Below are 17,831 nucleotides of genomic sequence, written 5' to 3'. Positions count from 1 at the left end.
GCACCTCCTTAATCTTCTACTTTTACCAGGTGCTGCACCTGCTGAATCATTCCTCTGGTTGCAGCGTTGTCTGGCATCTCAACTGTTTTATGCATCTTTGTAAGACCCATAGCTTTTACAGTTTTTTTGTGTTTCGGTACTGCACCGATTGGAGATTTTACCAGTGTAACCTTGATTGTATCTGCCATTTCCATATCCTCCTTAACCCAGAATCTCATCTACAGATTTTCCGCGGAGCTTTGCAACCTCTTCCGGAGTCTTTAACTGGCTCAGGCCTGCGATTGTTGCCAGAACTACGTTCTGTTTATTTCTGGAACCCATACATTTTGTACGGATGTTTTTGATACCTGCAAGCTCGATTACGGCACGTGCCGGGCCACCGGCGATAACTCCAGTACCTTCCGGAGCTCTCTTCAGAAGCATCTCAGCGCTTCCGAATTTTCCGATGAAGTCATGTGTAATGGAATTGTTCTCGTCTCTTGCAACAGTAACAAGCTTCTTCATAGCGTCCTCTTTACCTTTGCGGATCGCCTCCGGAATTTCTGCTGCTTTTCCTAAACCTGCACCAACGTGTCCATTGCCGTCACCTACAACAACTAAAGCTGTGAAACGGAAGTTACGACCACCTTTAACAACCTTGGTAACACGCTTGATTGATACTACTTTATCTTCTAACTCTAACTGACTAGCATCAATAAGATTACGTTTCATGTGTTCTTTTCCTCCTCTTAGAATTTCAGTCCAGCTTCTCTTGCTGCATCTGCCAGTGCTTTAACTTTTCCGTGGTAGATATATCCACCTCTGTCGAAAACAACGCTCTCGATACCAGCCTCAACAGCTTTTTTACCGATCACTGTTCCAACTTTTGCTGCAGCCTGTACATCATCAGTGTTCTCAAGCTCTGCTTTTACGTCCGTCTGGAGAGTAGAAGCGGATACTAAAGTTTTACCAACTGTGTCATCAATAATCTGTGCATAGATGTGCTTGTTGGAACGAAATACTGCCAGACGAGGAGTAGTTGCAGTTCCGTTTAAATGATGACGTAATCTTCTATGCTTCTTTTCGCGAATTTCGCTTCTGGATGCTTTGTTAATCATATTCTCACTCTCCTTAATTATTTCTTACCGGTCTTACCGACTTTACGTCTGATAACTTCGTCAACGTACTTGATTCCCTTGCCCTTGTATGGCTCAGGTCTTCTCTTGTCTCTGATCTCAGCTGCGTACTGGCCAACTTTTTCTTTGCTGATACCAGATACGATGATCTTGTTTCCGTCAACTGTGGACTCAAGACCTTCTGGATCTTCCATCTCTACCGGGTGAGAATATCCGAGGTTAAGTACAAGTTTCTTGCCCTGCTTAGCAGCTCTGTAACCAACACCGTTAACCTCAAGCTCTTTTTTGTATCCTTCGCTTACACCAACAACCATGTTGTGGATAAGGCTTCTTGTTAAGCCGTGAAGGGCTTTGATTCTCTTTAAGTCGTTCGGTCTTGTTACAACTACATGACCGTCTTCAACTTTGATCTCTAACTCTGTCGGGAGTGCTCTCTCAAGTGTTCCCTTAGGTCCTTTTACTGTTACAACGTTTCCATCTGCGACTGTAACCTCAACGCCAGCTGGAATTGCAACCGGAAGTCTTCCGATTCGTGACATAAATTTGTCCTCCTTACTTAGATTGTCGGAGAGGGCCCATGCCCTCTCTGTTTTCAGTTTAAAAGCTATATGACTGCTTCGTTAAGCGGCTTTGGCCTACCAAACGAATGCAAGTACCTCGCCACCAACCTGAAGCTTACGAGCCTCTTTGTCAGTGATAACGCCTTTGTTTGTGGAAAGGATTGCGATACCAAGTCCACCAAGAACCTTCGGAAGCTCATCCTTGCCTGCGTATACACGAAGACCTGGTTTGGAGATTCTCTTAAGTCCTGTGATGATCTTCTGGTTTTTGTCCTCACCATATTTCAGTGTGATGTGAAGAGTTTTAACAACTCCATCCTCAACCAGATCATATTTTGCGATGTATCCCTCATCTACAAGGATGTTTGCGATAGCAATTTTCATCTTGGATGCCGGTACGTCTACAGTGTCATGTTTTGCAGTATTTGCGTTACGGATTCTTGTAAGCATATCTGCGATCGGATCGCTCATTGTCATGTAAGTTTCCTCCTCTTTCTTCAGACTTTACATGTCGTGTGAATATTATTTAAATGATTAAAAAGTTGCTTTCGCCTCGGCCTACCAGGAAGCTTTCTTAACACCCGGGATCTGACCTTTGTATGCCAGCTCACGGAAGCAGATTCTGCAAATTCCGTATTTTCTCAGGTATGCATGTGGACGGCCACAGATTCTGCAGCGAGTATACTCTCTTGTGGAGAATTTAGCTTTACGCTGCTGTTTAATTTTCATTGCTGTCTTAGCCATGAATCTTTTCCTCCTATTTAGCAAATGGCATGTTGAATAATGTCAGTAATTCGCGTGCCTCTTCATCTGTTTTAGCAGTTGTAACGAAGATAACGTCCATTCCTCTTACTTTATCAACCTTATCGTACTCAACCTCTGGGAAGATCAGCTGCTCTTTGATACCAAGAGCATAGTTTCCTCTGCCGTCGAATGCGTTCGGGTTAACACCACGGAAGTCACGTACACGTGGAAGAGCAAGGTTGATAAGACGATCAGCGAACTCATACATCTTCTCGCCTCTTAAGGTAACTTTACATCCGATCGGCATACCCTCTCTGATTTTGAAGTTAGCGACAGATTTTTTAGCTTTTGTAGCGATTGCTTTCTGTCCTGTAACAAGTTCCATATCTGCGATTGCAGCGTCAAGAAGTTTAGCGTTCTCTTTTGCCTCGCCAACACCCATGTTAACAACGATTTTCTCGAGTTTTGGCACTTCCATTACGTTTTTGTATCCGAATTTCTTGGTCATGGCATCCATGATCTCGTTCTTGTAAAGATCTTTTAATCTACTCACCTTTATATGCCTCCTCTCTTAATTAATCGATTGTCTTTCCTGTTGCTTTGGCAACACGAACTTTTTTGTCTCCATCCATCTTGAATCCAACTCTTGTAGCTTTTCCGTCTACAACGAGCATTACGTTGGAGATATGAAGCGGAGCTTCTTTTGTCACGATTCCACCGTTCTGATTAGCTGCGGACGGTTTAGCGTGCTTTGTAACCATGTTTACGTTCTCAACAACTACTGTGTTGTCTTTTACGTTAACTGCAAGGACCTTTCCGTCCTTACCTTTATCTTTTCCAGTGATTACCTTTACAGTATCACCTTTTTTAATTTTCATAGCTGACATTCGGCACCCTCCTATAATACTTCCGGAGCTAAGGAAACGATCTTCATGAATTTCTTCTCACGAAGCTCTCTGGCAACTGGTCCAAAGATACGTGTTCCTCTCGGAGTTAAGTCATCCTTGATAATTACGGCAGCATTTTCATCGAAACGGATGTAAGATCCGTCTTTACGACGAGCGCCTTTTTTAGTTCTAACAACTACAGCTTTAACAACGTCACCTTTTTTAACAACGCCGCCTGGTGTTGCATCTTTAACCGTAGCAACGATTGTGTCACCGATGTTTGCATATCTTCTTGTAGAGCCGCCCATAACACGAATACAAAGGATTTCTTTTGCACCAGTGTTGTCGGCAACTTTCAGTCTAGTTTCCTGCTGAATCATACTGGTTTCCTCCTTATTTAGCTTTCTCTACGATCTCAACCAGTCTCCATCTCTTGTCCTTGGACAGCGGTCTGGTCTCCATTACCTTAACGGTATCTCCGATGTTGCACTCATTGTTCTCGTCATGAGCTTTTAATTTATATGTTCTCTTCACGATTTTTTTGTAAAGAGGATGTTTTACATGGTCTTCAATTGCAACTACGATGGTCTTATCCATTTTGTCGCTGATAACCTTACCCACGCGGGTTTTTCTCAGATTTCTTTCCACGATTATGTCCTCCTGTCCTATTTGGAAGCGTTTGCCTGCTCAGTGATTACTGTCTGGATTCTGGCAATATTTTTACGAACCTCTTTGATTCGTCCTGTATTGTCTAACTGGTTTGTTGCATTCTGAAATCTCAGATTGAAAAGCTCTTTTTTAGCAGCTACTAATTCTTCATTCAGTTCTGCAACTGACTTTGCTTTTAAATCTTCCACGAACTTATTAATTTTCACTGTTATCACCGCCTTCTAAGTCTGCACGAGAAACGATTTTACATTTACATGGTAACTTGTGCATTGCAAGACGTAATGCTTCACGGGCAACCTCTTCGGACACGCCTGCAATCTCAAACATAACACGACCTGGTTTTACTACTGCTACCCAGTACTCCAGAGCGCCTTTTCCGGAACCCATTCGAGTCTCAGCTGGTTTAGCTGTTACCGGTTTATCCGGGAAAATCTTAATCCAAACTTTACCGCCACGTTTGATGTAACGGGTCATAGCAACACGGGCTGCCTCGATCTGATTAGATCTGATCCAACATGGCTCAGTAGCAACAAGACCGAAATCACCATAGTTGATAACATTGCCTCTAAGGGCTTTTCCTCTCATGGAGCCACGGAATTGTTTACGACGTTTTACTCTTTTTGGCATTAACATTATTTATCGCTCCCTTCCTTAGTTCCTTTTGTCGGAAGAATCTCACCATTGTAGATCCATGCCTTAACACCAACTTTACCGTATGTGGTGTCTGCTTCCGCAAAGCCATAGTCGATATCTGCACGAAGTGTCTGAAGCGGGATTGTTCCCTCGCTGTAGAACTCTGTACGAGCCATATCAGCTCCGCCGAGACGTCCGGATACGGAAGTCTTGATTCCCTTAGCGCCAGCCTTCATTGTTCTCTGCATTGTGGACTTCATAGCACGTCTGAAGGAAATACGGTTCTCAAGCTGAAGAGCAATGTTCTCAGCAACCAGCTGTGCATCTTTGTCCGGTCTCTTAACTTCTTTGATGTCAACGATAAGCTTCTTGTCTGTGTATTTCTGAAGCTCAGCTTTAACTTTCTCGATCTCTGCGCCGCCCTTACCGATTACGATACCAGGTTTTGCTGTGTAGATGATGATCTTAACTCTGTCAGATGCTCTCTCGATCTCGATTTTGGAAACACCTGCGCTGTATAATTTCTTTTTAAGGAATGTTCTGATGTTGTAGTCTTCTACCAGGTAGTCAGCAAACTTGTCTTCTGCATACCATCTGGAATCCCAATCCTTGATAACTCCGACTCTAAGGCCATGCGGATTAACTTTCTGTCCCATGCTTTTCCTCCTTACCTTTCATCAAGCACAACTGTGATATGGCTAGTTCTCTTCTCGATTCTGTAAGCTCTACCCTGTGCTCTCGGCTGAATTCTCTTCATTGTAGGTCCCTTATCTGCATAGCATGCTGCAACATAAAGGTTGTCTGCGTTCATTCCGTTGTTGTTCTCAGCGTTTGCTACTGCTGACTCAAGCAGTTTTTTGATCACGCTGGAAGCGTATCTCGGATTGTATGTCAGGATACCAAGTGCTGTCTGTACATCTTTGCCACGGATCGCATCTAATACGTAGCAGGCTTTCTGAACAGAAATTCTTGCATAAGATAACTTTGCAGACGGCCTTGTCTCTCTATTATTCTCATTTCTGGCTCTCTTTATCTGGCTTCTATGTCCTTTTGCCATCTTAAAGTGCCTCCTTTCTTAAATTCGATATCTAAGTTATCTGCCAGCTGTCTTAAATTGACAGCGGGCAGTTATAAATCTGATGACTAGCGTACTCCGGACTTCTTCTCGTCTTTTCCGTGTCCTCTGTAAGTTCTTGTTGCAACGAACTCACCAAGTTTGTGTCCTACCATATCCTCTGTGATATATACCGGCACATGTTTTCTTCCGTCATGAACAGCGATTGTGTGTCCTACGAAAGACGGGAAGATTGTGGAACGGCGAGACCAAGTTTTGATTACGGATTTATCATTTGCAGCGTTAAGAGCGTCTACTTTTTTAAGTAAGCTCTGGTCTGCAAAAGGTCCTTTTTTCAGTGAACGAGACATGCTTTCTCCTCCTTATTATTTCGATAATGCTTTTCCATCGCGTCTTCTTACGATGTACTTGTTGGACTGTTTGTTTTTCTTTCTGGTCTTCAGGCCGAGAGCAGGTTTGCCCCACGGTGTGCAAGGACCTGGGCGTCCGATACCGGTCTTACCTTCACCACCACCATGTGGATGGTCATTCGGGTTCATTACGGAACCACGAACTGTAGGTCTGATACCCATGTTACGTTTACGTCCGGCTTTACCGATGTTAATAAGGTTGTGATCTCCGTTTCCGATTACACCAACAGTTGCGCGGCATACGATCGGAACCATTCTCATCTCACCGGAAGGAAGACGAAGTGTTGCGTACTTTCCTTCTTTAGCCATGAGCTGTGCGCCGTTTCCTGCAGAACGAACCATCTGTCCGCCTTTTCCAGGATGAAGCTCAATGTTGTGAACCATAGTACCAACCGGGATAAGCTCCAGTGGGAGGCAGTTTCCAACACGAACCTCTGCTTCCGGACCATTGTAAACCTTCTGGCCTACTTTAAGTCCCTCTGGAGCGAGGATGTAAGCTTTCTCGCCATCTGCGTAGCAGATCAGAGCGATGTTAGCTGTTCTGTTCGGATCGTACTCGATTGTTTTAACTGTTGCAGGGATTCCATCTTTTCTTCTCTTGAAGTCGATGATTCTGTATTTTCTTCTGCTTCCGCCACCCTGATGTCTTACAGTGATCTTACCCTGATTGTTACGTCCAGCGTTCTTCTTAAGGGAAGTAACGAGGGATTTCTCTGGTTTTGCAGCTGTAATCTCAGAGAAGTCGGAACCAGTCATATGTCTTCTTGACGGTGTATATGGGTTATAGCTTTTGATTCCCATGATGTTTCTCCTTTCGAATTTGTTCTCGTGCTTTCGTGCACATATTCGGACTTATCTGTTAATTAAAGTCCCTCAAAAATCTCGATATCTTTGCTCTCTTCTGTAAGAGCTACGATAGCTTTTTTAGTCTTAGCAGTTTTTCCAACTACCATTCCACGGCGTTTTTTCTTTCCATCACTGTTGATGGTGTTTACGCTCTTAACTTTTGTTCCCTCGAACATCTTCTCAACAGCCTCTTTGATCTGAGTCTTGTTAGCTTCCGGATGTACAAGGAATGTATATTTCTTCTCACCCATGTCTGCCATGGATTTCTCTGTGATAACCGGACGGATGATTACGTCATAGTACTGAATACTTGCCATTATGCGTATACCTCCTCGATAGATGCAACGGCATCCTTTGTAACAACTACGGTGTTGTGTTTCATAACATCGTATGTGTTGATTGTAGCCGGTGTTGCAGTTTCCACGTCAGCGATGTTTCTTGCGGAAAGAACTACGTTCTGATCGTTGTCAGCTGTGATTACAAGAGCTTTCTCTGCTTTCAGGTTTGTAAGAACCTTCTGCATCTCTTTTGTCTTAACCTCAGCAAGTGCAAGGCTGTCAACAACAACAAGTTTATTATCCTGAACCTTGGATGTCAGAGCGGATTTAAGAGCTGCTCTTCTTTCCTTCTTGTTCATTTTTACTTCATAATCTCTCGGAACCGGAGCGAATACAACACCGCCGCCTGTCCACTGTGGTGCACGGATGGAACCCTGTCTTGCATGACCTGTTCCTTTCTGTCTCCACGGTTTTCTTCCGCCGCCTCTTACTTCAGAACGAGTTTTCGCTTTCTGAGTTCCCTGACGGTTATTTGCAAGCTGACGAACAACTGCAAGATGAACGAGATGCTCGTTGATCTCAACGCCGAATACTGCGTCATTCAGCTCCATTGTGCCAACTTCATTGCCTTCCATATTATAAACAGTTACATTAGCCATTCTGATGCTCCTCCTTTCCTATTATAAGGACTTTACTGTCTCTTTGATTGTAACCAAAGATTTCTTAGGTCCTGGAACAGCACCCTTAACTAACAGTAAGTTATTTTCTGTATCTACACGTACGATCTCAAGATTCTGAACAGTTACCTGAACATGTCCCATGTGACCTGGCATATGTTTTCCTTTGAAAACCTTGCTCGGATCGGAGCAAGCGCCGTTGGAACCTGCATGACGATGATATTTAGAACCGTGAGCCATAGGTCCTCTGGACTGGCCATGTCTCTTGATGGCGCCCTGGAAGCCTTTACCTTTGGAAACTGCAGTAGCATCGATATGATCTCCTGCTGCAAAGATATCAGCCTTGATCTCCTGTCCAACCTCATACTCGCCGGCATTGTCAAATCTGAACTCTTTTACAAATCTCTTTACAGCTACACCAGCTTTGTCAAAGTGGCCTTTCTCCGGTTTGTTGACCAGTTTCTCTCTGATCTCGCCGAAGCCAACCTGAACTGATGTGTATCCATCGTTCTCCTCAGTTTTAACCTGAGTTACAACGCAAGGACCTGCCTGTAAAACAGTTACCGGAATTAACATTCCATCTTCATTGAAGATCTGAGTCATTCCGACTTTAGTAGCTAAAATAGCTTTCTTCATTTCTTTCTTCCTCCTTATAGCGGATTACCATTCGGTAATCATATAGTTAATGTCAAATGACATTATTAGCGGTTTTTCATCTTGATATCGATGTGAACACCAGCCGGCATTTCCAGTCTGGAAAGTGCATCTACTGTTTTCTGAGTTGGTGTCAGGATATCGATAAGTCTCTTATGTGTTCTCTGCTCAAACTGCTCTCTGGAATCTTTGTATTTATGAACAGCTCTTAAGATTGTAACAACCTCTTTCTTAGTAGGAAGCGGAACCGGTCCACTTACCATTGCTCCGTTCTTCTTTACTGTCTCGATGATCTTTGCTGCAGATGCATCAACGAGCTGATGATCATATGCCTTTAATGTGATTCTCATTACCTGATTTGCCATAAAAAAAGTCTCCTCCTATTCGTACTTATATAGCAGTACGACAAGCGGCGACTGTACACATCTCCGTGTGTGTCATGGTATATTTGCACACACGTCCCATCCCAAGATGGTTATTGAACTTTGTACAGTGACTTGTCGTCAGTTTCCTAACTTGACATTCGCTCCACGGAAAACCTGCCAGTGTGGCAGCAACCTCGCGCTTCATAGCTATCAATGTCACAGCAAGGATTAGTATATACGATGATTCTTCAGAATGCAAGCCTTTTTTTAAATTTTTTTGATTTTTTTTAAAAAAGAAGAAAATGGCTCATTTCTGAACCATTTTCTTCTTATATAATAGGTACTTATTTTATTCTTCCATATCGTCCACATCACCACTGATGATATCCGAGTAATCAAACAGTGTAACCTTCGTGATGTCATCCTTAACGATATCCGGTGCATCACCGGCCTTCTTTACGCGGCTTGCAAGCTGCGCTGCGGAATAAGACGGCATCGCAAGGCTTCCAATGGTAACCGGCTCCTCTTCCGGAACCTCTTCGACCTTTCCGGCCGGATGCGGCTTTCTGTTTTCTTCAACCGTACGTTCTGCCATTTCCAGTCTGGAAAGCATATCTGCTTCTTCTGAAGTGGCTGCTGCAATCTCTTTCTTAAGTTCCGCATGAGCTTCACTTGCGGCAGTCTGTGCAGTCTGCTGTATGGCAACCTTCTTTTTATTCTCCGAATAGCCTGTAACATCCTCCTCGTCAATCTCATCTACGAAACCGCCCGTACGGACCTTACGCTTATCTGCTTTTTTATTTTTGTGTTTTCGTGCCTTTTCTTCCTGAATGATCTCTTTTTCTTCTTCCTTCATTCTTCTGGCACGTGCTTTTTCTTCCTGCTTCAGTTCTTTCCTGGACTTCCCATAACCCGGTTCCGGATCGTTCACATCTTCCTCAATATCATCCGGCTCTTTCTTCCAGAGTTCTGCGATCACATACAGGATGATCAGGAACAATACGACCAGACCAAGAATGATCAGGCCTTCAATACTTTCTGTAGCCACCATAAGATATCCCACATAGCCAATGGTAACTACAACTTTTGGAACATAATCTCCAACCTTAATGGTAAAAGTCTTTCCTCCGGAAACGGACTGATCTGTTACTGTTCCGGTTCCCTTGGAGGCATCGAGATTGGTGATCGTATATTTATATGTCTCGGAATCTTTCTGTACAAGGATCGGAGTACCTGCGCTGATCGCAGAACTCTTCTCCGGGATCGCATATGTAACAGATCCGACTGGGAGGTTCGTTGCCTTATCGGATTTATCCACGATCACTGTTCTCACCCCGAAGAACGGCGGAAGAACAAGTCCCAGTACACAGATCAGTGTGCATATCACAACAAAATGTACGATAAATTTCAATACTTTTGACATAGGTAATCTTCCTCTTTCATATTTGTAGGTACTTTGAAGCGTAAAGGGATACAGCGGGAATCGGTCTTCCTTTCCGTCTGTATCCCTTTATATTCCACATCCGCAGGAATCTACCCTTTTCCGCGGACTGCTCTGTCCCAACTGATTACTGGTTGCTTAAATACTGTTCAATGCTCTCCATCGCTGCATTCTCATCATCACCGTTGGCAGACAGTGTAATCTCTTCTCCAGCGTCAAGTCCCAGGGTCATCATTCCCATAATGCTCTTTGCATTGACTCTTTTTTTGCCAATCTCAACATAAATTTCACTGTTAAACTGGCTTGCCACCTGAACAAGCTGTGCTACAGGTCTTGCCTCCAGTCCAGTGGATAAGTTGATAGTGATTGGTTTTTTAATCATAATAGCTCCTCCTTGTTCTCCCGCAGCTCATCTGCGATCTCACTCAGCTTGCGAAGCCGGTGATTCACACCTGATTTGCCCACCTGCGGATTCAACATCATACCTAATTCTTTCAGTGTGGCATCCGGATACTGCAGTCTCAGCCTGGCTATCTGTGCCAGTCCATCGCTTAAGCTCTCAAAGCCGATAGTTCTGCTGATCAGCTGTATATCTTCCACCTGTCTCACTGCCGCATTTACCGTTTTATTGATATTCGCAGCCTCACAGTTCACCTTACGGTTTACCGTGTTACGCATTTCCTTAAGTATCCGGATGTTCTCCAGATCCATAAGGGCTACGTTCGCCTCCATGACTGCCAGCATGTCAACGATCTGCGCGCCTTCCTTCACATAGACCACATATGATTTCTTGCGCACCACAATTTTAGCTTCTACGTGAAAACTGCGGATAATCCCCTGTAATTGTTCCGCTTTCCTGCTGTCCGGACACACGATCTCAAAATGATACCCTTTCTCTGGATCACTGATCGAACCGGACGACAAAAAAGTACCGCGAATAAATGCCCGCTTGCAACAGTTCATCTGAACCACAAGCGAATTATCCATTTCAAGTAAACCGGTTTCGTTATCCACAGAAAGCTTTGTCCCCTGCAGTACTTCCTCTGTTCTGGCAGGATCCGTAACCTCAACAAGATATACCTTACCCCGTTTGAGATGAGACCCTTCCCGGATAACAATCGCTGTCTCTATATTAAAGGTTTTTCGCAATAATGTAAAGCTTTTTCTTGCAACTGCTTCATTTTCTGTCTGGATCCATAGTTTTCTGTTTCCATCCGACATTTTTTCCACACGGCCGCAGCCGCAGAGCAGTGCCGCCAGTTCTGCCACCTGACAATGCCTGGCCAGACTAAGCTGTCCTGCAAGTTCTTCTTTGACTTTTCCTGAAAATGACATCCCGAACCCTCTTTTACTGTTTCCCTGCCACCCTTTTCATCGCGGCAGTTATTTTTTCAGAAGTCTGTCCTTCTCCGCATCCCTGTGCTCCAGGCGGATGCCGTATTCATCCGATTTGGAAAGCCTGGAAAAAAGTTCTCTGGCAATAGTAACAGAACGATGTTTTCCCCCTGTACATCCGATACCGATCACAAGGCTTGTTTTCCCTTCTTTAATGTAGTTAGGGATCAGAAAACGGATCATATCCTCCAGTTTGTCCGCGAAGGCTTTCGCCGTATCACTGGCCATCACATAATTGAACACTTCATCGTCAAGGCCTGTCAGAGGACGCAGTTCATCCACATAATAGGGATTGGGAAGAAATCGCACATCAAACACAAGATCTGCATCTGCCGGGATTCCATACTTAAAGCCGAAGGAAAGCACAGAGATCATGATATTGCTGAACTCTCTGTCATCCACAAAGATCTTTTCGATTTCCTGGCGAAGCTCCCTGGTAAGCAGATGGCTGGTATCAATGATATAATCCGCACGTTTCCGGAGAAATTTTGTTTTCTCACGTTCCAGGCGGATTCCCTCATCCACTCTCCCTGCTCTTGCCAGCGGGTGGCTTCTTCTGGATTCTTTATAGCGTTTTACAAGGACAGAATCCTCTGCATCCATAAACAGGATCTCGTAATCATACCCGGTCTGCTTCATACGGTCCAGAACTACTTCCAGTTCATCAAGGGCACTTCCGCTTCTGGCATCGATCCCCAGAGCCACATTTCTAACATTTTCGCTCTGCATCTCAGGAAGAAGGGAAGCAAATTTTTCCAGAAGCTGGATTGGAAGATTATCCACGCAGAAATATCCCATATCCTCCAACATTTTAAGTGCAGCTGTTTTTCCTGCTCCTGACACTCCTGTAACGATCACAAAACGCATAGTCTCTCTTCCTTTCCATTTCTTCTTCCGTTATCTGCAAAGCGTACATACGCATTCCTGTTCCCTCTGTTTCATATCCTGGGTACCTGAAAGCCGGACTACGCTGAGCCTTTTAGGTCTGTGCGATCGGATCCACAGACAAGTAAGTGGTATAATTATTTTGAAAACGATGTACCAGAAATGGTCATCAGGCTTCAAAATCACCCAGGAACTTCACCTCCGGTTCCAGCGTAACTCCATATTTCTTATAAACGATATCCCTGACATTATCCATCAGCGTGCGGACATCCCTGGCAGTTGCACCGCCTGCATTGATCACAAAGCCACAGTGTTTCTCAGAAACCTGTGCACCACCTACCTGATATCCAGCAAGACCGCTGTCCATGATCAGCTTACCTGCAAAATATCCCTCCGGTCTCTTAAAGGTACTTCCAGCACTGGGATACTCCAACGGCTGTTTGGTGGTACGACGGATCGTCAGATCTTTCATGGTCTCACGGATCACTTCCGGATTTCCCTCCTTCAGCTGTAGCTTTGCTTCCAGCACGATATAACCTGCGGTTTTGATGATGCTGGTACGATATCCCAATTCCAGTTTATCTGCCGGAAGGGTAACGATCTCTCCCTCCTCATCCATCACAGTTACCTCTGTGAGAACATCCTTCATCTCGCCGCCATAGGCACCTGCATTCATCACAACCGCACCGCCCATAGTTCCCGGGATCCCGCCTGCAAACTCAAAGCCTGTAAGAGCTGCATTTTTTGCTGCTGCTGCCACCGATGAAAGCAGCGCACCTGCCTGTACGGTGATCTCTGTTCCTTCTACGGTAACGGCAGACATATTTTTGTAGATCTGGATAACCGCGCCACGGTAACCGCCGTCTCCTACCAGAAGATTGCTTCCGTTTCCGAGGATAAAATAAGGGATCGCACTTTCTTTACAGATTTTTACGATACGACCCACATCTGTGTCTTTATCCGGCATCAGAAAATAATCCGCCGGACCTCCGATCTTAAAAGTTGTATGACGGCTCATTGCTTCGCCTGTAAAAACACGTTCTTCTCCAAGAAGATCGCAGAACTTTTTTATGATTTCTGAATTCACTTTTTATTTCCTCAGTCTTTCTGTTTTATTTCTGTAAAGCAGACATTACTGTTCCGCCTTGACTCATGCTCATGAACTGGATCTGTCCGTGATCTGCGCTCAATTTCTCATTTGCTGTCAGCTGTGTGAAGCGTTTCCGGCTGACAGTATATCCCGCACAACTTCTCCCGCCAGCAGATATCCCGCAGTCCCTGTCACAAAGGAAATATTTCCTTCGGCAGGCTTCTTCACCATAGTTCTTCTCCGTCTGAAAAGCTTTTCTTTTGCCGGTTGTTCTCTGGAATACAGTACTTTGAGTTTACGTATTCCCTGTTTACGCAGTTCTTTTTTTATGATCCTGGCCGCCGGGCATACTGTGGTCCTGCTGATATCCGCAACCTCAAGTCTAGACGGGTCTATCTTGTCCCCGATGTCCAGGCAGGAGATCACAGGCACACGTCCCTCCCTTGCTCTGCTGATCAGAAGCAGTTTTGACGACAGTGTTCCCATTGTATCCACAATATAATCAAAGGAACGTAATTCAAACATTCCCGCAGTCTCCTCATTATAAAAGGTTTCGTAGGTATGCACCAAAATATTCTCATCAATATCCCGGATTCTCTTCTTGGCCGCCTCTACCTTGCTCATTCCCAGAGTAGAATGAAGTGCCAGCACCTGGCTTCCGATATTCGTCAATGTGATCTTTTCATGATCGATCAGTGTCAGACTCCCTACACCGCAGCGCGCAAGTGACTCTGCCACCTGTGATCCGGCTCCGCCAAGACCGAATACTGCAATTTTCGCCCTGCTGAGTTTTTTTACACCTGTATTTCCAACGAGCAATTCCATACGTGAAAAAGCATCCTGCATATCCGTCCTCCTGACACTGTTTTTTCTTTTGATTGAGAAAGACAGCGCCTGTCCGCCGCTGTCCATATTCTTTTTTATTATACTATCTCTGTCCGTAAATGTACAGATATTCTTGTTTTTTAAGATTTTCGCATAAAAAATTTATATTTTCTCATACTATTCCCATACAATCCCACAAGGAGGTTCTGTCCATGCTTCAACAGCTGATTCTGTGCTTTATCGGTTTCTGTGCCGGGATCATCGTTGCAGGAGGTGTCTCCGGACTGCTGATCGGCCTTTCCATTGTTCCCCGCTATGCAGGTATCACGCATACAGCTGACCAGATTTTTCTTTATGAAGATCTGACACTTCTGGGAACAGTTGCCGGAACCGTCGTCACCCTGTTTCCGATCAGAATTCCGCTGGGACCTTTTTTCCTGGCTGTCTGCGGAGTATTTTTCGGAATTTTCCTGGGCGGCTGGATCCTTGCACTGGCAGAGATCGCAAAAGTCTTTCCCGTCTTTGCCAGACGGCTGAAGCTCTCTCAGGGGCTTTCTCCGGTAATAATTTCCATTGCTGCTGGAAAAGCCCTGGGCTCCCTGTTTTATTATGCCATGAGCTGGATGTAATTCTTACTGTCACTCTACCATCTCACGAAAGGATTTTCCATATGCAAAATATCAACGAAAAAAAATATGAACAATACGTCAAGCAGCTTACTCCCACCCACAGTCTGCCGCTGAATATGGCAAAAGCTTTTCTCACAGGCGGACTGATCTGTCTTCTTGGACAGGTTATCTTAAACACAGCACAGGCTCTCGGTGCAGATGCTTCCGATTCCAGAACCTGGTGTTCTGTCCTTCTCATTCTCTTAAGCGTCCTTCTCACAGGCTTTGGTATTTATCCCAAAATCGGCAAATTCGGCGGTGCAGGAAGTCTTGTTCCCATTACCGGATTCGCCAACTCAGTGGCTGCATCCGCCATTGAGTTCCGGGCAGAAGGACAGGTTTTCGGCATAGGGTGCAAGATCTTTACTATTGCAGGTCCTGTGATCCTCTACGGCATCTTAAGCGCCTGGGGACTGGGTGTGATCTATTATATCCTGAAGATCCTGGAGGTGATATCATGAGCAAAAATCTCAGACTTGGCGCAGCCAGCATTGCATTTTCACAGCCTTTGTATATCGAAAGCGCCGCCTCCATCGTCAGTCAGAAAGAGGCGGACGGTCCTCTTGGAGATCTTTTTGACCTGGTCTGTGAAGATCCCATGTTTGGCTGTGACACCTGGGAATCTGCGGAAAGCACACTGCAGAAAGAAACTGCCACTCAGGCCATAAGCAAAGCCGGACTGAGCTCCGAAGATATCCATCTGATGTTCGCCGGAGATCTTCTCGCTCAGACATCAGCCACCTGTTTCGGCTCCGCTGGACTTGGAATTCCCTTTTACGGTCTTTACGGCGCCTGCTCCACCATAGGGGAAGCACTTTCTCTCGGTTCCCTTGCTCTGACCGCCGGATTCGGCACACGGGTCTTATGTGCCACCTCCAGCCATTTCGCAAGTGCGGAAAAAGAATTTCGTTTTCCTCTGGGATACGGAAACCAGCGGCCGTTTTCTGCCACCTGGACAGTAACCGGAAGCGGTGCCTGTATCCTAAGTACATCTCCTCCCGGAGAAAAAGCTCCTCTGCGCTCCGGCAAAGGCTGTGCTGCTATCACTGGCCTTACTGCCGGCCGTGTGATGGATTACGGTCTCAGGGATTCCATGAACATGGGAGGCTGTATGGCTCCTGCAGCCTGCGATACCATTGCACGAAGCTTTTCGGATTTCGGGCGGACGCCTTCGGATTATGATGCCGTCTTTACCGGGGATCTGGGAATCATCGGGCAGAAAATTCTCCTGGATCTTCTGGAGGAACAAAATATCCGGCTTTCTCCCATTCATAAAGACTGCGGTATCCTGATCTATGACGATCCTTCTCAGGACACCCACGCAGGAGGAAGCGGCTGCGGCTGTTCTGCTGTAGTCCTTGCCTCCTACATCCTTCCGAAGATTGTATCCGGAGAATGGAAGCGGATCCTTTTTGTACCAACAGGAGCGCTTCTTTCCAAAGTAAGTTTTAATGAAGGTGACAGTATTCCGGGTATTGCCCACGGAATTGTCATCGAGCATATGGAGGTATGAGCATGGATTACTTTAACGCATTCTGGTTCGGCGGCCTTGTCTGTGCCCTGATCCAGATTCTTCTGGACAAGACAAAGCTGATGCCTGGCCGTGTGATGGTACTTCTGGTATGTAGCGGCGCCCTGTTAAGTGCCGTTGGCGTCTACCGGCCGCTGGTGGATTTTGCAGGTGCCGGGGCCTCCGTCCCGCTGATCGGTTTCGGACATGTATTATGGGAGGGTATGAAAAAAGCCATTGAAGAAGACGGCATCCTTGGGCTTTTTACAGGAGGCTTCACTGCCTGTGCTGCCGGAGTTTCCTCCGCCCTGATCTTCTCTTATCTGGCCAGTCTCTTCTTCCGTCCAAAAATGAAAAAATAATATTCCGGGAAAGGAGTTTTTTCTCATGAGTGATACTCTTTATCTGCAGCTGGATCAGAACATTGAAGTCACCAACCCACATGTATATCTTCAGGATATCGCTGCACTTTCCATGAGTGACCCCAAAATTCTCAATCGTCTGCGGGTCATGCCTGTGATCGTTCTGGATGCGAAAAAGCCCGGACGCTATGTGATGTCTGTCTCGGATCTTCTGAAAAAGATCCAGAAGCGGGAACCCTCCATTGATATTTCTCCCATCGGGGAAACGGATTTTATCATCACCTACCGCATCAGCTCTGCCACAGGGAAAATTTTCCGGTATGTGAAAATCCTTTTTGTATGCCTGGTTTCCTTTTTCGGCGCCGCTTTTTCCATTATGACCTTTAATAATGACGTAGATATGGGCAGCCTTTTTAGCCAGTTTTACGCTCTTGTTACGGGAAAAAGTTCCTCCGGCTTTACCATCCTGGAGATTTCCTACTCCATCGGGATCGGCCTCGGCGTACTGATCTTCTTTAATCATTTCGGGCATCTGAAGCTAAGCGATGATCCCACACCTATGCAGGTGCAGATGCGGACCTATGAGGATGATGTAAACCGGACACTGATTGAACAGGCTGCACGGACAGAAAATCCAGAAACTGAATCATAACCAGAGCACACTCTCATATCCGTACAATTCCGCCGCCTGTCGCACAAAAAAAGCTCCCTGCAGATTTCTCTGCAAAGAGCTTTTTTTATA

31 protein-coding genes are annotated in these 17,831 nt (G+C 45.4%); 5 read left to right on the top strand and 26 right to left on the bottom strand.

The genetic code is table 11. From position 1 onward, the window contains the following. Window positions 1-8: 8 nt before the first annotated feature. The 26 genes from rpmD to NE671_RS10615 form a co-directional block, all read right to left on the bottom strand. Window positions 9-188: a 50S ribosomal protein L30 gene (gene rpmD / locus NE671_RS10740; protein WP_015526932.1), complete on the bottom strand. Its 180-nt coding sequence runs from the start codon at window positions 186-188 to the stop codon at window positions 9-11. A 13-nt stretch (window positions 189-201) separates the two neighbouring features. Further along, window positions 202-711, bottom strand: coding sequence for a 30S ribosomal protein S5 (rpsE, locus tag NE671_RS10735; RefSeq protein WP_015526931.1), 510 nt, complete (start codon window positions 709-711; stop codon window positions 202-204). Window positions 712-728: 17 nt separating this feature from the next. Further along, entirely contained in the window at window positions 729-1,097 is a 369-nt protein-coding gene (gene rplR, locus NE671_RS10730; protein WP_256163968.1) for a 50S ribosomal protein L18, read from the bottom strand. A gap of 17 nt (window positions 1,098-1,114) precedes the next feature. Further along, entirely contained in the window at window positions 1,115-1,654 is a 540-nt protein-coding gene (rplF, locus tag NE671_RS10725; protein WP_015526929.1) for a 50S ribosomal protein L6, read from the bottom strand. A 96-nt stretch (window positions 1,655-1,750) separates the two neighbouring features. Beyond that, complete coding sequence (rpsH, locus tag NE671_RS10720; protein ID WP_015526928.1) at window positions 1,751-2,152, bottom strand: 30S ribosomal protein S8; 402 nt, start codon at window positions 2,150-2,152, stop codon at window positions 1,751-1,753. Window positions 2,153-2,233: 81 nt separating this feature from the next. Further along, complete coding sequence (locus tag NE671_RS10715) at window positions 2,234-2,419, bottom strand: type Z 30S ribosomal protein S14 (RefSeq protein WP_015526927.1); 186 nt, start codon at window positions 2,417-2,419, stop codon at window positions 2,234-2,236. A gap of 13 nt (window positions 2,420-2,432) precedes the next feature. Next, window positions 2,433-2,972: a 50S ribosomal protein L5 gene (rplE, locus tag NE671_RS10710; protein WP_021650765.1), complete on the bottom strand. Its 540-nt coding sequence runs from the start codon at window positions 2,970-2,972 to the stop codon at window positions 2,433-2,435. Window positions 2,973-2,994: 22 nt separating this feature from the next. Then, complete coding sequence (gene rplX / locus NE671_RS10705; protein WP_015526926.1) at window positions 2,995-3,306, bottom strand: 50S ribosomal protein L24; 312 nt, start codon at window positions 3,304-3,306, stop codon at window positions 2,995-2,997. Between the two features lie 11 nt (window positions 3,307-3,317). Continuing rightward, window positions 3,318-3,686, bottom strand: coding sequence for a 50S ribosomal protein L14 (rplN, locus tag NE671_RS10700; protein ID WP_019162495.1), 369 nt, complete (start codon window positions 3,684-3,686; stop codon window positions 3,318-3,320). Between the two features lie 13 nt (window positions 3,687-3,699). Continuing rightward, window positions 3,700-3,954, bottom strand: coding sequence for a 30S ribosomal protein S17 (gene rpsQ, locus NE671_RS10695; RefSeq protein WP_021650763.1), 255 nt, complete (start codon window positions 3,952-3,954; stop codon window positions 3,700-3,702). Window positions 3,955-3,971: 17 nt separating this feature from the next. Continuing rightward, entirely contained in the window at window positions 3,972-4,181 is a 210-nt protein-coding gene (rpmC, locus tag NE671_RS10690) for a 50S ribosomal protein L29 (RefSeq protein WP_021650762.1), read from the bottom strand. After that, window positions 4,171-4,608, bottom strand: a complete 438-nt coding sequence (rplP, locus tag NE671_RS10685) for a 50S ribosomal protein L16 (RefSeq protein ID WP_015526924.1) — start codon at window positions 4,606-4,608, stop codon at window positions 4,171-4,173. Before rplP ends, rpmC begins: the two co-directional genes overlap by 11 nt. Next, window positions 4,608-5,264 (bottom strand): 30S ribosomal protein S3, encoded by a 657-nt coding sequence (gene rpsC / locus NE671_RS10680; protein WP_015526923.1) that lies wholly within the window; start codon window positions 5,262-5,264, stop codon window positions 4,608-4,610. The genes rplP and rpsC overlap by 1 nt, the downstream gene beginning before the upstream one ends. A gap of 11 nt (window positions 5,265-5,275) precedes the next feature. Then, a complete protein-coding gene (gene rplV / locus NE671_RS10675) occupies window positions 5,276-5,665 on the bottom strand; it encodes a 50S ribosomal protein L22 (RefSeq protein WP_015526922.1) in 390 nt (129 codons plus the stop codon). 86 nt (window positions 5,666-5,751) lie between these two features. After that, entirely contained in the window at window positions 5,752-6,033 is a 282-nt protein-coding gene (gene rpsS, locus NE671_RS10670; RefSeq protein ID WP_015526921.1) for a 30S ribosomal protein S19, read from the bottom strand. A gap of 15 nt (window positions 6,034-6,048) precedes the next feature. Further along, a complete protein-coding gene (gene rplB, locus NE671_RS10665) occupies window positions 6,049-6,894 on the bottom strand; it encodes a 50S ribosomal protein L2 (RefSeq protein ID WP_015526920.1) in 846 nt (281 codons plus the stop codon). 62 nt (window positions 6,895-6,956) lie between these two features. After that, window positions 6,957-7,256, bottom strand: a complete 300-nt coding sequence (gene rplW / locus NE671_RS10660; RefSeq protein WP_015526919.1) for a 50S ribosomal protein L23 — start codon at window positions 7,254-7,256, stop codon at window positions 6,957-6,959. Beyond that, window positions 7,256-7,876, bottom strand: a complete 621-nt coding sequence (gene rplD / locus NE671_RS10655; RefSeq protein ID WP_015526918.1) for a 50S ribosomal protein L4 — start codon at window positions 7,874-7,876, stop codon at window positions 7,256-7,258. The genes rplW and rplD overlap by 1 nt, the downstream gene beginning before the upstream one ends. A 21-nt stretch (window positions 7,877-7,897) precedes the next feature. Continuing rightward, window positions 7,898-8,530 (bottom strand): 50S ribosomal protein L3, encoded by a 633-nt coding sequence (gene rplC / locus NE671_RS10650; protein WP_015526917.1) that lies wholly within the window; start codon window positions 8,528-8,530, stop codon window positions 7,898-7,900. A gap of 65 nt (window positions 8,531-8,595) precedes the next feature. Then, window positions 8,596-8,913, bottom strand: a complete 318-nt coding sequence (rpsJ, locus tag NE671_RS10645) for a 30S ribosomal protein S10 (RefSeq protein ID WP_015526916.1) — start codon at window positions 8,911-8,913, stop codon at window positions 8,596-8,598. A gap of 349 nt (window positions 8,914-9,262) precedes the next feature. After that, entirely contained in the window at window positions 9,263-10,336 is a 1,074-nt protein-coding gene (locus NE671_RS10640; RefSeq protein WP_173740434.1) for a hypothetical protein, read from the bottom strand. Window positions 10,337-10,481: 145 nt separating this feature from the next. Continuing rightward, window positions 10,482-10,736 carry an HPr family phosphocarrier protein gene (locus tag NE671_RS10635; protein ID WP_015526913.1) on the bottom strand — a complete coding sequence of 85 codons (255 nt, stop codon included), beginning with the start codon at window positions 10,734-10,736 and terminating at the stop codon, window positions 10,482-10,484. Next, window positions 10,733-11,689, bottom strand: coding sequence for a DNA-binding protein WhiA (whiA, locus tag NE671_RS10630; RefSeq protein WP_015526912.1), 957 nt, complete (start codon window positions 11,687-11,689; stop codon window positions 10,733-10,735). Before whiA ends, NE671_RS10635 begins: the two co-directional genes overlap by 4 nt. A gap of 48 nt (window positions 11,690-11,737) precedes the next feature. Further along, window positions 11,738-12,616: an RNase adapter RapZ gene (gene rapZ / locus NE671_RS10625; protein ID WP_015526911.1), complete on the bottom strand. Its 879-nt coding sequence runs from the start codon at window positions 12,614-12,616 to the stop codon at window positions 11,738-11,740. Between the two features lie 187 nt (window positions 12,617-12,803). After that, window positions 12,804-13,721: a UDP-N-acetylmuramate dehydrogenase gene (gene murB, locus NE671_RS10620; RefSeq protein ID WP_021650759.1), complete on the bottom strand. Its 918-nt coding sequence runs from the start codon at window positions 13,719-13,721 to the stop codon at window positions 12,804-12,806. A 117-nt stretch (window positions 13,722-13,838) separates the two neighbouring features. Further along, a complete protein-coding gene (locus NE671_RS10615; protein ID WP_110103643.1) occupies window positions 13,839-14,570 on the bottom strand; it encodes a tRNA threonylcarbamoyladenosine dehydratase in 732 nt (243 codons plus the stop codon). 191 nt (window positions 14,571-14,761) lie between these two features. Between NE671_RS10615 and NE671_RS10610 the strand changes: the two genes are divergently transcribed. The 5 genes from NE671_RS10610 to NE671_RS10590 are packed head-to-tail and all read left to right on the top strand — an operon-like array spanning window position 14,762 to window position 17,741. After that, a complete protein-coding gene (locus NE671_RS10610; RefSeq protein WP_015526908.1) occupies window positions 14,762-15,178 on the top strand; it encodes a stage V sporulation protein AB in 417 nt (138 codons plus the stop codon). A 41-nt stretch (window positions 15,179-15,219) separates the two neighbouring features. Further along, on the top strand, window positions 15,220-15,678 hold the full coding sequence (locus tag NE671_RS10605) for a SpoVA/SpoVAEb family sporulation membrane protein (protein WP_059085336.1): 459 nt from the start codon (window positions 15,220-15,222) through the stop codon (window positions 15,676-15,678). Beyond that, entirely contained in the window at window positions 15,675-16,730 is a 1,056-nt protein-coding gene (locus NE671_RS10600) for a stage V sporulation protein AD (RefSeq protein WP_256163967.1), read from the top strand. Before NE671_RS10605 ends, NE671_RS10600 begins: the two co-directional genes overlap by 4 nt. A gap of 2 nt (window positions 16,731-16,732) precedes the next feature. Further along, the gene (locus NE671_RS10595; protein WP_059085334.1) at window positions 16,733-17,089 is read left to right on the top strand and encodes a SpoVA/SpoVAEb family sporulation membrane protein; all 357 of its coding nucleotides are present in this window, start codon (window positions 16,733-16,735) and stop codon (window positions 17,087-17,089) included. 25 nt (window positions 17,090-17,114) lie between these two features. Beyond that, window positions 17,115-17,741, top strand: coding sequence for a stage V sporulation protein AA (locus NE671_RS10590; protein WP_256163966.1), 627 nt, complete (start codon window positions 17,115-17,117; stop codon window positions 17,739-17,741). Window positions 17,742-17,831: the final 90 nt, after the last annotated feature.

The organism is Blautia sp. DFI.9.10, from assembly GCF_024461705.1.
Classification (GTDB): Bacteria; Bacillota; Clostridia; order Lachnospirales; family Lachnospiraceae; genus Blautia_A; species Blautia_A fusiformis.
The sequence above is the reverse complement of the archived record's forward strand: the minus strand, read 5'-3'. Positions and strand labels throughout refer to the sequence as shown.